The sequence below is a fragment of the Stenotrophomonas sp. LST15-1-1.1 genome (assembly GCF_040815575.1).
In the GTDB taxonomy this organism is placed as follows: Bacteria; Pseudomonadota; Gammaproteobacteria; order Xanthomonadales; family Xanthomonadaceae; genus Stenotrophomonas; species Stenotrophomonas lactitubi_B.
Genome location: NZ_JBFPNJ010000029.1, coordinates 370,881 through 383,374, shown reverse-complemented (window position 1 = coordinate 383,374; position 12,494 = coordinate 370,881). Strand labels below are relative to the sequence as shown.

Genomic DNA, 12,494 nt, shown 5'->3' with positions numbered 1-12,494 from the left:
CCCGCCGCCATGACCCCGCCGATTTCTTCCCCGACCTACCTGCACGGGTTCTCCGGCACCGAGCAGCAGCGCCTGATGACCCAGGCGCGCCTGCTGGAGTCGAGCATCTTCGGCCAGATCGACTACAGCGGCGCAAAGCGTCTGCTGGAAGTCGGCAGCGGCGTGGGCGCACAGACCGAAATCCTGCTGCGTCGCTTCCCCGAGCTGCACGTGACCGGCGTGGACCTGAGCGAGACGCAGCTGGAAACCGCACGCGGGAATCTGGCGCGCACGCCGTGGTGCAGCGACCGTTACACGCTGCAGCAAGCCGATGCCGGCGAACTGCCGTTCGAGGCGCGCACCTTCGATGCCGCCTTCCTGTGCTGGGTGCTGGAACACGTCCCCTCGCCCGCGCGCGTGCTGAGTGAAGTCCGCCGCGTACTCGCCCCGGGCTCGCCGGTGTATATCACCGAGGTGATGAATGCCTCGTTCCTGCTTGATCCGTATTCGCCGCACATCTGGCGCTACTGGATGGCCTTCAACGATTTCCAGTACGACCATGGCGGTGACCCGTTCGTTGGCGCCAAACTGGGCAATCTGCTGCTGGCCGGCGGCTTCCGCGATGTGCACACCGAGATCAAGACCATCCACCTGGACAACCGCGAACCGGCACGTCGCAAGACGATGATCGCGTTCTGGGAACAGCTGCTGCTGTCGGCGGCCGACCAGCTGCTGCAGGCCGGCACGGTGGACGAAGCGACGGTGGAGGGCATGCGTCGCGAGTTCCGGCTGGTGCAGAACGATCCGAACGCGGTGTTCTTCTATTCGTTCGTGCAGGGCCGCGCAACGGTGTATTGAGCGGCCTGCGGCATTGCGCCATCCACGCGTGGCGTGGATCTACTGTTCGGGCTGGTGCCAGATGCGCTGCCACATGGCCGACAACCGGCGACCGGCATCGGCCCGCGCGGCCGGGCTGCTGTAGTCCACCCGCAGCTGCTCGGGCACGATCGCGCGCCACTGGCCGTCAACCTGCTCGGCCACCGCGAAGTTGAAGGTGTAGTCCGGTTCCAGGCCCATGCGCAGGTCGCTCAGCACCAGCCTGCCGTCCACCACCTGTGCGCGCATGAAGCCACGGTTGAACCACTGCAGGCGCTGTACCACTGGAATTCCCGCCGCTTCGTGCAGTGCCTGCACGTTGGACGGATGCCCCTCGAAACGCATCGGCGCATGATCGGCCACCAGCGAGCGGTCACCCACCACGTAGCCATTGGGAGTCATCGCCACCACCCGCCACAGCAGGGTATTGAACGGCATCGGCACCGAGAACCGCGGCGCGTCACCCAGGCCCATCGCGGCCAGGCTCTGCTGCGCGGCACGGTCGACGTGGGCCTTGGCGATCAGCCCCCAGCCCAGGTACGCACTGCTGAGCAGCAAGGCAACACCAAGCACCTTGCCGGCCCACGGCCGCGCGCGACCGAACCAGGCCAGCACGCAGCCCAGCAGCAGCCACACCGTGTAGCCGGGGTCGATGATGAAGACACTCGAGCCCATCGCCGGATGTGGCTGCAACGGCCACCACAGCTGCGTGCCGTAGACGGTGAACGCATCCAGCACCGGATGGGTGACCAACGCCAGCTGGATCGCCCAGAACCAGCGCAGCGGCGATTGCGCCACCCTGCCGTTGCCGAAACGCTTGAACAGCCACCAGATCAGCGCGGCTACCCACGGCAGCACCAGCAGCGAATGGCTGAAACTGCGGTGGTCGGTCATGTTCGCCACCGGGTCGGCGGCGGCAACGCCCAGCCACAGCGCATCCAGGTCCGGCAGGGTGCCGAGCGCGGCACCGGCCAGCAGGGCGGCACGGCGGTGTCCGGGCGGGGCGATGGCGGCAGCGACGGCGCCGCCGAGAACAATCTGGGTCAATGAGTCCATCGGCCGATGCTAGCGGGTTGCGCGCGGCGTATGTAGCGCCGAGCCCATGCTCGGCTGCGCTTCGTTCGGCGCCACGACAGCCGAGCATGGGCTCGGCTCTACAGGGGGACCACCTTGCACGCCCGCCGTCGAGCATGGCTCGACGCGACAGGAGCGGTTTACGCCGCCTGCGACAACCGCGCGCCGGGCAGCTCGACCAATGTCTGCCCGTTGTGGTCCAGCAGCCGCAACGCGCCGTCGTGGTCCTCGGCCAACGCGGTCAGGCTCTCCACCCAGTCGCCGTCATTGGCGTAGACCAGACCGTCACGTTCGATCAGTGCGGCGCGGTGGATGTGTCCACAGACGATGCCATCCAGGCCACGCCGGCGCACATCATCCAGGCCCGCCTGCACGAAGCGCTCGATGTAGCGTTCGGCCGCACCGCTCTGCCGTTTCAGGAATTCGGACAGCGACCAGTAGCGCATCCCGAGTCGACGCCGCACCGCGTTCAACACATGGTTGCCGGTGAGGATGCGGTAGTACAGCCAGTCACCAAACCGCTCCTGCAGGCCACCGAAGTGGGTGACACCGTCATAGTCGTCGCCATGCGCCACCAGCAGCCGGCGGCCATCGGCCGTGGTGTGGATCGCGCGGCGGCGCACCTGCATCGCCGGCAGCATCAGGCCGCATACCTGGCGCAGCGATGCATCGTGGTTGCCGGGGATGTAGATGATCTCGGTACCAGCGCGCCGCAGCGCGTGCAGGGCCAGGATGACCTCGCTGTGCGACTGCCGCCAGTTGGCGCGCCGGTGTGCCATCCACCACAGGTCGATGATGTCGCCGACCAGGTACAGGCGCTCACAGCGCAGCGTGCCGAGAAAACGCGCAAGCTCGGTGGCGTGGCAATGCCGCGACCCGAGATGCACATCGGAGACGAACACGGCGCGACGATGCGGTGCCAGGGTCGCCAGCGTGCTCATGCCGGCATCCCCGCATCGCGCAGGTAGCGTTTGCGCTTGTGTGGCCGGATCGCGTGCAGGTCCACTTCGATCAGGCCGTCAATCGAGTCGCTGAAATCCGGGTCGACGCCGAACGCCAGGAACCGTGCACCGCCGGGTTCGCACAGGTCGGTGTACTGCCGGTACAACGTGGGCACACCAGTGCCGAGCGCGGCGAGATTGGCCTTGAGCACGTCGAAGGCGGCCGCCGCATCCAGTTCGCCGAAGCACGGTGGCGCAGCGAAGTACTGGAACGGCCGGTTCGATTGCACCCGCCCATCGGCCGCACCGTAGTAACGCTGGTAATAGGCCACCAGCTGCTCGCGTGCGTCGCGTGGCAAGGCGGCGCTGATCGACACCGCACCGAACAGATAGCGGATGCCGGGCTGGCACTGCAGATAGGCGCCGATGCCTTGCCACAGGTAATCCAGGCTGCGGCTGCCCCAGTAATCGGGCACCACGAAGCTGCGGCCCAGTTCCAGGCCTTCGGCAATGCGTGCAATGGCATCGTCGGAATAGCGGAACAACGAAGCGCTGTAGAGCCCGGCCAGGCCCCGGCGCGCCAATGCCTGCGCGCCACGCATGATCCGGTAGGCACCGGCGATGCGCTGGGCGGTGCCGTCCCAGATCACGATGTGCTGGTAGTGCAGGTCGAAGTCGTCCAGGTCGCGACTGCGCCCGGTGCCCTCGCCCACCTGGCGGAAGGTCAGTTCGCGCAGCCGCCCCAGCTCGAGCAGCAGCGGCGAATCAGCCGCACAGCGGGCCAGCAGGATCTGTTTGCCATCGGCGGTCTGTCCCAGCACGGTGGCGGCGGCAATCCCGGCGGCGACCTGTGCCGGCGGCACCGGCGCGGCCAGCGGCTCGGGTCCTGCCGGGCAGGCTTCGGCAACCGGCGTAGTGCGCCCCAGGGCGTATACCGCGCGGCGCACCGCCAGCAGCTGCGCGCCGGGGTCACCCTGCCCCAGCTGCATCGGTTCGCCGATGCGCAGCCGCAGCGGCCGGCCACGACGGGCGAACATCTCGCGTGCCAGCAGGGCCGTACCGGCCGGCTTGAACAGGGTCGACGCGCCGTAGAACAGCGCCGAGTTGCGCGCTTCCACACGCACCGGCAGTACAGGTGCGGCGGCGGCGCGGGCAAAACGGACAAACCCCCGTTGCCAGCGACCATCGCGGATGCCGAGCAGCGACAGCCGCGAGACCTCGCCGGCCGGGAACACGATCACGCACTGCTCGGCCGCCAGCGCCTGCTCCACCGCCTGCAGGCTGGTGCGCTGGACCTTGCCACCGAGGATGCGCACCGGCAGCAGCAGGTCCTGCAGCGGCCCGATCGCACCCAGCAGATCGTTGGCCACGATCCGCACATCACGGCGGATGCGGCCGACCGCGTCCAGCAGGGCCAGGGCATCCAGTGCGCCGGACGGATGGTTGGCCACGATCAACAGGCGGCCGGTGGCCGGGATCCGCGCCAGCGCGGCGGGGTCCACATGGTAGCGACCCTCGATGAAATCCAATCCGGCGGCGACGAAGTCGAAACCGCGCACGTTGGCATTGCGGCGCAGGAACGCCTCGATCCGGTCCAGCCGCGACCAACGTCCGACGCTGCGCAGCAGGGGCCGGGCCAGTTGGCCGCGACGGCCATGGAACCAGTCGGGATAGCGTTGCTGCAGACGCTGTTCGAGTTCCTGCATGGCGTGTCCACTCCTGCCCGGCGGCCGGGTTGGCCGAGAGCCTGCGCCCGGCAGGCGGCAGCCAGATGGCGGTTTGGCGGCAGAATGATGACGACGCCTGCGCAGGCCCATCCGGGCCCGGCGGGGGGCGGCAATGGTCACGCCAGTGGAACACTGCCTGTGCACGATGCCCCTGCAATGCCCGCCAGGCCTTGCCATGGCGGGCACAACACCTTAACCACGGGCAACCCATACCGGTTCACAATGCACAGGCGGCGCACCCCGTGTATCATTCGCGCCCATCTTTCCATCCGAATCAAAGGATATTAAGCCTGATGTCCAGCTACCTCTTCACCTCCGAGTCGGTCTCTGAAGGCCATCCGGACAAGGTTGCCGACCAGATCTCCGATGCGGTGCTGGACGCGATCCTGACCCAGGACCAGCGCGCCCGCGTGGCCTGCGAGACCATGGTCAAGACCGGCGTTGCCATCGTTGCCGGCGAGATCACCACCAGCGCCTGGATCGACCTGGAAGCGCTGACCCGCAAGGTCATCGTGGACATCGGCTATGACAGCTCCGACGTCGGCTTCGACGGCGCCACCTGCGGCGTGCTGAACCTGATCGGCAAGCAGTCCCCGCACATCGCCCAGGGCGTTGACCGCAAGAAGCCGGAAGAAATGGGCGCTGGCGACCAGGGCCTGATGTTCGGCTATGCCACCAACGAAACCGACAGCTACATGCCGGCGGCGATCCACCTGTCGCACCGCCTGGTCGAGCAGCAGGCCAAGATCCGCAAGAAGCGCAACTCGGCGCTGTCCTGGCTGCGCCCGGACGCCAAGAGCCAGGTCACCCTGCGCTATGAAAACGGCGTGGTCTCGGCCATCGATGCGGTGGTCCTGTCGACCCAGCACGCCCCGGGCATCAAGCAGAAGGACCTCATCGAGGCCGTCCGCGAAGAGATCATCAAGCCGGTGCTGCCGGCCAAGTGGCTGCACAAGGGCACCAAGTTCCACATCAACCCGACCGGCAAGTTCGAGATCGGCGGCCCGGTGGGCGACTGCGGCCTGACCGGTCGCAAGATCATCGTCGACACCTACGGCGGCTGGGCCCGTCACGGTGGTGGCGCGTTCTCCGGCAAGGATCCGTCCAAGGTCGACCGTTCGGCCGCCTACGCTGCCCGCTACGTCGCCAAGAACGTGGTTGCCGCCGGCCTGGCCGACCGTTGCGAAGTGCAGGTCTCCTACGCCATCGGCGTGGCTGAGCCGACCTCGATCTCGGTCACCACCTTCGGCACCGGCAAGATCAGCGACGACAAGATCGAGAAGCTGATCCGCAAGCACTTCGACCTGCGTCCGTACGGCATCATCAAGATGCTGGACCTGATCCACCCGATGTACCAGCAGACCGCGGCTTACGGCCACTTCGGCCGCAAGCCGAAGGAGTTCAGCTACATCAACGGCGAAGGCGAGACCGTCAACGCCACGGCCTTCTCCTGGGAGAAGACCGATCGCGCCGCCGCCCTGCGCGCCGACGCGAAGCTGAAGTAAGACAGACGAAGGGCCGCGAAAGCGGCCCTTCTGCTTCCTGTAGAGCCGAGCCCATGCTCGGCTTTCTTTTTGTCTGCGCCAAGAGCAGCCGAGCAATGGGCTCGGCTCTACAAGGGCGATGCATGCCCGATACAATCGCCCCATGTCGACCGAACTCAAATCCCACCAGCTGTCCATGACCGTGCTGATGTCGCCGGAGATGGCCAATTTCTCCGGCAAGGTCCACGGCGGCGCGATCCTGCGTCTGCTCGACCAGGTGGCCTATGCCTGCGCCAGCCGCTATGCGGGTCGCTACGTGGTCACCCTGTCGGTGGACCAGGTGGTGTTCCGCCAGCCGATCGCGGTGGGCGAACTGGTCACCTTCCTGGCCTCGGTGAACTACACCGGCACCTCGTCGATGGAAATCGGCGTCAAGGTGGTTGCCGAGGACATCCTCAAGCGCAGCGTGCGCCACGCCAACAGCTGCTTCTTCACCATGGTGGCGGTGGACGAGGAAGGCCGGCCGACGCCGGTGCCATCGCTGCAGCCCGCCAGTTCGGACGAGAAGCGCCGCCAGGCCGCCGCGCTGATCCGCCGCCAGCTGCGCCAGGAAATGGAGCAGCGGCACCTGGAACTGCTGGCGTCCAATCCGCCGTCGCCGGAAGAATGAAGGCGTGCGGGGCAAGCCCCGCATCCACCGAAGCAGGTAGCGCCGGGCCACACCCGGCGGATGCATTTCACCCAGTGTTCTGCACGCCCTGCGAAACACCATTCACGCAGGCCACCAGCGCGCGCAGCAGGTCGTCGTCCTCGCGCCCGCTTTCGCGCCAGCGCTGCAGCAGGTCCACCTGCATCACGCTGATCGGGTCCACATAGGGGTTGCGCAGGCGGATCGACAGCGCCAGCCGCGCGTCGTGGTCCAACAGGGTCTGCTGCTCCATCAGCGCCAGCAGCCAATGCCGGGTCAGTTCCAGTTCGCGCTGGACCTGCGGGAAGAACACATCGTGCAGCTCGCCTGACAGGCGCGAGAACTGTTCGGCGATGGTGATATCGCCCTTGGACAGCACCATCGCGATGTCATCCAGGAAGGTGCGGAAGAACGGCCAGTCACGCGCCATCTCGCGCAGCGTGGCTTCATGGCCGGCGTCCACCGCCGCCTGCAGGCCGCTGCCGACGCCATACCAGCCCGGAATCACCGCGCGCGCCTGGCTCCAGGCAAACACCCACGGAATCGCACGCAGGTTGGTCAACGCCGCATCCTGGCCGAGCCGGCGCGACGGCCGCGACCCCAGCGTCATCCGTTCGATCACATCGATCGGCGTAGCGGTACGGAAGTAATCCATGAAACGCGGCTGGCCGACGAACGCCCGATAGACCTCGCTGCTGGAGCCGGCGACCACGTCCATCACCGGCCGCCAATCGTCCTCGCGCGGCTCGGCGGCGCGCGGGCGCAGGCTGGCGCGCAGTACCGCACCGGTGGCCTGCTCCAGCGAACGCAGCGCCAACGCACGGATGCCGTACTTGCGGTGGATCACCTCGCCCTGTTCGGTCACCCGCAGGCGGCCATCGATGCTGCCACGTGGCGAGGCATCGACCGCGTGCGTGGTTTTGCCGCCACCGCGGCTGATCGAGCCGCCGCGGCCATGGAAGAAGGTCAGGCGCAGGCCCGCTTCGGCGGCCACCTCCAGCAGTTCAACCTGTGCGCGTTGCAGGCCCCAGCGCGAGGCGGCAATGCCACCGTCCTTGCTGCTGTCCGAATAACCGAGCATCACCATCTGCACGTCGTCGCGTGCACGCAGATGCGCGCGATACACCGGATCGGCCAGCAGGTCGCGCAGCGTCGCGGTGCCGCGCTTGAGATCGTCCACGGTCTCGAACAGCGGCGCGATATCCAGCGGCACGTCGCCGGCGTCATCGACCAGGCCACCACGGCGCGCCAGCGCCAGCACCGCCAGCACATCGCCACGGTCGTGCGCCATCGAGATGATGTAGCTGCCGAGCGCGTCGCCACCATGCCGCGCACGCGCATCGGCCAATGCAGCGAACACCGCATCCAAGCGCTGGCTGCCCTCATCATCGCCAACGGGCAAGGGTGTTTCACCACTGGCATGGGGCGCCAACAGGCGTGCGCGACCAGCTGAATCCAACGCATCCCATGCCGCGTCGCCGCCCAGCACCGCCGCCAGCGCGCGCGCATGCACGCTCGATTCCTGGCGCACATCCAGCCGCGCCAGATGGAAGCCGAAGGTCTTCACCCGCCACAGCAGGCGCTGCACGGCGAAGCCGCCGGCATGTTCGCCACGGTTCGCACGCAAGCTGTCGAGGATCAGCTGCAGGTCATCGATCAGCTCGTCGGGGCCGGCATAAGCGCCGTCGGCATCATCCAGCGTGGCCTGCAGGCGCGCGCGCATGCGGTCGTTGAGCAACCGGTACGGCATGTCGGCATGGCGTGGCCGCGACTGCACCTGGGGCAGCAACTGCTGATAGTGCGCGACACGCGCCTGCAGTGCATCGCTCACCCCCACCCGTTCGGTGGACTGGCTGAGCAGGCTGGCCAGCTGCAGCAGTTCCTTCTGGTACTGGCCCAGCACGGCAACGCGCTGTGCATCCAGCGTGTTGCGGATGGTGTGCGCATCCACATTGGGATTGCCGTCCATGTCGCCGCCCACCCACGTGCCGAAACGCAGCAGGCGTGGCAACGGCAGTTCCTCGCCATAGGTATCGCGCAGTGCCTGCTGCAGCGATTCGTACAGCACCGGAATCACCCGGTACAGCACCTGCACCAGATAGAAGCCGACGTGTTCGCGCTCATCGTCCACGGTCGGACGCACCGGCGACGAATCGGTGGTCTGCCACGAGGCGGTCAACGCCATGCGGAAGCGCGCGGCGTCTGCGGCAGCCTCACCCGGCGTGCGCTGACCGTCGAGGTTGTCGACCAGGCTGGCCACCATCAGCTGCTCTTTTTCCAGCAGCGCGCGGCGCACGGCCTCGGTGGGGTGCGCGGTGAATACCGGCTCGATATCGATGCGTGGCAGCCACTGCGCCAGTTCGTCCACGCCGACGCCCTGCGCCTTCAGGTGCTGCAGGGCGTCCTGCAGGCCATCGGGTTGCGGTGCCGCGGCAACGGCGCGCTGGTAGTCGCGACGGCGGCGAATGCGATGCACCCGCTCGGCGATGTTGACCACCTGGAAGTAGGTGCTGAACGCACGCACCATGGTCTCGGCCTGCTGCGGCGCACGCCCGGCCAGGCCATCGGCAAGCTCGGACAGCGGCGCCTGGTTCTCGCGGCGGGCGATGGCACGCGTGCGCACGTCCTCGACGTCATCGAGGAAAGCCGCCGACACCTGCTCGACCAGCAGGTCGCCGACCAGTGCACCGAGACGGCGCACATCGTCACGCAGGGGAAGATCGGGGGAAGCGAACTCGATACTGCTGCGGTACTCGTTCATCGGCGACGCACAGGCCTCGGTCAACGTATCCAGACCCCAAGCCTAAACCAGATTACGCACGATGCTGCGATGCGGAAATGGTTTCATCTGCACGTATCCGCAGCAGAAGCAGCCGAGCGTGGGCTCGGCTCTACAGACGTCATCACGCGCCATACCGTGTAGCGACCGAGCCCATGCTCGGGCGGCGGCGCAGCCGCACAGGCGGCCCCGTTGCGGGGGCCGCCCTCATGCGCGTCAGCGCTTCTTCCTGGCCTTGCCCTGCTCGGCCGGGCCGATGGTCTGTTCCAGCCAGCGCTCGCTTTCGGCCAGCATGGTCATGATCGATTCGCGGGCGCGGTAGGCATGCGACTCGTTCGGCAGCATCACCAGGCGGGCCGTGCCGCCCAGCCCCTTCACCGCAGCGAACATGCGCTCGCTCTGCAGCGGGAAGGTGCCCGAGTTGTTGTCGTCCACGCCATGGATGAAGAGGATCGGATCCTTGATCCGGTCGGCGTAGTTGAACGGTGCCATCTTCTGGTACACGTCCTGCGCCTGCCAGTAATTGCGCTCTTCGGCCTGGAAACCAAACGGGGTCAGCGTGCGGTTGTAGGCGCCGCTGCGGGCGATGCCGGCCTTGAACAGGCGGGTATGCGCAAGCAGGTTGGCGGTCATGAACGCACCGTAGGAATGGCCACCGATGGCGATGTGCTCGCGATCGGTCACGCCACGACGCACCACCTCGTCCACCGCGGCCTGCGCATTGGCGACCAGCTGTTCGATGTAGGTATCGTTGGGTTCCTTGTCGCCTTCGCCGATGATCGGCATCGACGGGCTGGCCAGCACCACATAGCCCTTGGCCAGGAACACCTGCGGGCCCCAGTAGCTGATCGCGTTGAAGCGGTACGGCGAATCGGTCACCTGGCTGGCGGCTGCGGCGCTCTTGAACTCACCCGGGTAGGCCCACATCAGCAGCGGCCGCGGACCATCGCGCTTGGGGTCGTAGCCCGGCGGCAGCAGCAGGGTCGCGGTCAGGTCCACGCCGTCCTTGCGCTTGTAGCGGATCTGCTCTTTCTGCACACCCTTCAACTGCGGCAGCGGATGGGCGAAGTGGGTCAGCGCACGCGGGGCAGCGTTGGTGTCGGCCAGCGACTGCACGTAGAAGTTGGTCGGCTCGTCCGGGCTCTCGCGGCTGATCAGCAGCGAACTGGCCTGCGCATCCAGCAGCGTCACCGGCGCGGCGTAGGTCGGTGCCTGCGAATGGAACAGGCGGGTCGCCTTGCCGCTGGCCACGTCGAAGCGATCGACGAACGGACGGTCGCCTTCCGGCGATGCACCGGCACCGGCCAGATACAGGCTGCCACCATCGGCGGTGGTCTGCAGCAGCGAGCGGCCGCGGTCATCGCTGGTCATCAGCGGACGCCCCGGATCGGCGTAGCGGTCCTGCGCATCGCGGTCCCACAGCAGCCTGGCATCGGCGCTGGCGTTGTCCGGTGCGATCAGCCAGGTCTTGCTGCGGCGGGTCTTCCACCACGATTCGTTGAGCAGGGCCAGGTCGCCACGGCCCCAGCTGATGCCGGCGTAACGGCTGCCGAGCTGGGCCAGGGTCACCGGCGGCGTGTCGAATGGTGCGGCCTGCATGAACACCGCATCGCGCACCTTTGCCTCCCTGTTCGGGTCGCCGCCGTCCTGCGCTTCGGCCCACACCAGGGTGGCATCGGCGTCGCCGCGCCAGCTGATGTCACGCACGCCGGTCACTTCGGCATCGTTGCCGGTCGGCAGGCCTTCCACCAGCGGACGCACCGCCACGGTGTGCACCAGCTTGCCGGTGCTGCGGTCGAGCACTTCGATGCGGCGAGGAAAACTGCTCACCGGCACCACATACGAGTACGGGCGCTGCACCGGCTGGCTGAGCACGAAGCGGCCATCGGGCGACACCGCAAAGCCCATGAAAATGCCGGCCGCACCGATGGCACGGCTCTGCCCGTCCAGGCTGACCTCCACCGGCTGGGTGGTGGCGTAGTAATCGAACTGGCGCGCGTCGGCCTCGTTCTTCAGCAGGTCCTGGTAGGTACGGATGGAGACCACGCCCCCGCCCTGGCTGGTCTGCTGCACGGCCGGTCCGGTCGGGATGCCATCTGCGGCCGGCGCGGCGCCCAGGTTGGCCGGGCGGGTGAACACCACCAACCCACGGCTGTCCGGCAACCACTGGTAGCCACTGCCCAGGACGGTGTTCAGGCCAGCGACCAGACGACGGGCACTGCCGCCGGCCACGTCCACCAGCCACAGCTCGTTGGCACCGGTAGCGGCATCGACCTGGTTGAAGGCCAGCCACTTCTGGTCCGGCGACCACGTCAGGCTGGCAATCGACAACGAAGCCGGCAACCCGCTGATCTGCCGCTCCTTGCCGTCGGCCACGTTCATCAGCCACAGCTTCTGGCCAAAGCTGAAGCGGCTGTCGGAGAAGGAGCGCGGGTTGATGCGCAGGCCGGCCAGCTTCAGCTCCGGCTGTGCCACCACCTGGATCGACGGCAGCGAAGGCATCTGCATCAGCGCGGCGACATCGCGTCGCGGCGACAGGAACAGCGACGGCGCCCGCGGGGCGTCGACCACGGCCTGCAGTGCGGCCGAGGGCAGCTCATAACCGGCCACGCCCTGCGCCTGCGCCGCGGCCGCCTGGGGTGCCGCAGCCCAGGCCTGCGGGACCACCGCCAGCAGCGCCATCGACAGGACCAGGCCAGTCAGGCGCCGGTTACGGCGTGCGTGCGTGCTCATCATTGTTCCACCTGTTTGCTGCGTGAAGCCCCCGACCTTAACAGGCCACGCACATCCGCCCATCTGCCGATGGTTGGGTCATCGCTGTGTCACAGCGGAGGCGCGATATAATGGGCATCCTCCCCTGCCGAGGGGCGCTGCGACCGGATCCCCTGAGACCGGCCAGGCTCGGCCAGGTGGCTTTGCAACAACGGCGCCCGGCCAGATGCGAGC

8 protein-coding genes and 1 riboswitch are annotated in these 12,494 nt (G+C 67.5%); of the genes, 3 read left to right on the top strand and 5 right to left on the bottom strand.

The window, feature by feature from the left end; genetic code table 11:
- Positions 1-9 precede the first annotated feature (9 nt).
- Positions 10-837, top strand: a complete 828-nt coding sequence (locus tag MRBLST15_RS14315) for a methyltransferase domain-containing protein (RefSeq protein WP_265951559.1) — start codon at positions 10-12, stop codon at positions 835-837.
- Positions 838-876: 39 nt separating this feature from the next.
- Here MRBLST15_RS14315 and MRBLST15_RS14310 read toward each other — a convergent pair whose 3' ends face one another.
- The 3 genes from MRBLST15_RS14310 to MRBLST15_RS14300 all read right to left on the bottom strand — a co-directional run bounded on the left by MRBLST15_RS14310 (position 877) and on the right by MRBLST15_RS14300 (position 4,576).
- Positions 877-1,911: a metal-dependent hydrolase gene (locus MRBLST15_RS14310; RefSeq protein ID WP_367786385.1), complete on the bottom strand. Its 1,035-nt coding sequence runs from the start codon at positions 1,909-1,911 to the stop codon at positions 877-879.
- Positions 1,912-2,069: 158 nt separating this feature from the next.
- Positions 2,070-2,870 carry a UDP-2,3-diacylglucosamine diphosphatase gene (locus tag MRBLST15_RS14305; protein WP_312704808.1) on the bottom strand — a complete coding sequence of 267 codons (801 nt, stop codon included), beginning with the start codon at positions 2,868-2,870 and terminating at the stop codon, positions 2,070-2,072.
- On the bottom strand, positions 2,867-4,576 hold the full coding sequence (locus MRBLST15_RS14300; RefSeq protein WP_265951556.1) for a lysophospholipid acyltransferase family protein: 1,710 nt from the start codon (positions 4,574-4,576) through the stop codon (positions 2,867-2,869). Before MRBLST15_RS14300 ends, MRBLST15_RS14305 begins: the two co-directional genes overlap by 4 nt.
- Positions 4,577-4,890: 314 nt before the next feature.
- On the opposite strand from MRBLST15_RS14300, the gene metK reads away from it, so the two are divergent.
- Positions 4,891-6,102, top strand: a complete 1,212-nt coding sequence (gene metK / locus MRBLST15_RS14295) for a methionine adenosyltransferase (protein ID WP_117309554.1) — start codon at positions 4,891-4,893, stop codon at positions 6,100-6,102.
- A gap of 142 nt (positions 6,103-6,244) precedes the next feature.
- On the top strand, positions 6,245-6,751 hold the full coding sequence (locus tag MRBLST15_RS14290; protein ID WP_089238821.1) for an acyl-CoA thioesterase: 507 nt from the start codon (positions 6,245-6,247) through the stop codon (positions 6,749-6,751).
- A gap of 67 nt (positions 6,752-6,818) precedes the next feature.
- On the opposite strand, the gene ppc is transcribed toward MRBLST15_RS14290, so the two are convergent.
- A complete protein-coding gene (gene ppc, locus MRBLST15_RS14285; RefSeq protein ID WP_367786495.1) occupies positions 6,819-9,530 on the bottom strand; it encodes a phosphoenolpyruvate carboxylase in 2,712 nt (903 codons plus the stop codon).
- A gap of 234 nt (positions 9,531-9,764) precedes the next feature.
- Positions 9,765-12,281, bottom strand: a complete 2,517-nt coding sequence (locus MRBLST15_RS14280; protein ID WP_367786382.1) for a S9 family peptidase — start codon at positions 12,279-12,281, stop codon at positions 9,765-9,767.
- A gap of 123 nt (positions 12,282-12,404) precedes the next feature.
- Positions 12,405-12,487: riboswitch (S-adenosyl-L-homocysteine riboswitch) on the top strand.
- The last annotated feature ends 7 nt before the right edge of the window (positions 12,488-12,494 follow it).

Bases quoted from the DNA above. Each gene is read 5' to 3' on its own strand.
- MRBLST15_RS14315 (WP_265951559.1), top strand. From the start codon at position 10: ATGACCCCGCCGATTTCTTCCCCGACCTACCTGCACGGGTTCTCCGGC.
- MRBLST15_RS14310 (WP_367786385.1), bottom strand. From the start codon at position 1,911: ATGGACTCATTGACCCAGATTGTTCTCGGCGGCGCCGTCGCTGCCGCC.
- MRBLST15_RS14305 (WP_312704808.1), bottom strand. From the start codon at position 2,870: ATGAGCACGCTGGCGACCCTGGCACCGCATCGTCGCGCCGTGTTCGTC.
- MRBLST15_RS14300 (WP_265951556.1), bottom strand. From the start codon at position 4,576: ATGCAGGAACTCGAACAGCGTCTGCAGCAACGCTATCCCGACTGGTTC.
- metK (WP_117309554.1), top strand. From the start codon at position 4,891: ATGTCCAGCTACCTCTTCACCTCCGAGTCGGTCTCTGAAGGCCATCCG.
- MRBLST15_RS14290 (WP_089238821.1), top strand. From the start codon at position 6,245: ATGTCGACCGAACTCAAATCCCACCAGCTGTCCATGACCGTGCTGATG.
- ppc (WP_367786495.1), bottom strand. From the start codon at position 9,530: ATGAACGAGTACCGCAGCAGTATCGAGTTCGCTTCCCCCGATCTTCCC.
- MRBLST15_RS14280 (WP_367786382.1), bottom strand. From the start codon at position 12,281: ATGAGCACGCACGCACGCCGTAACCGGCGCCTGACTGGCCTGGTCCTG.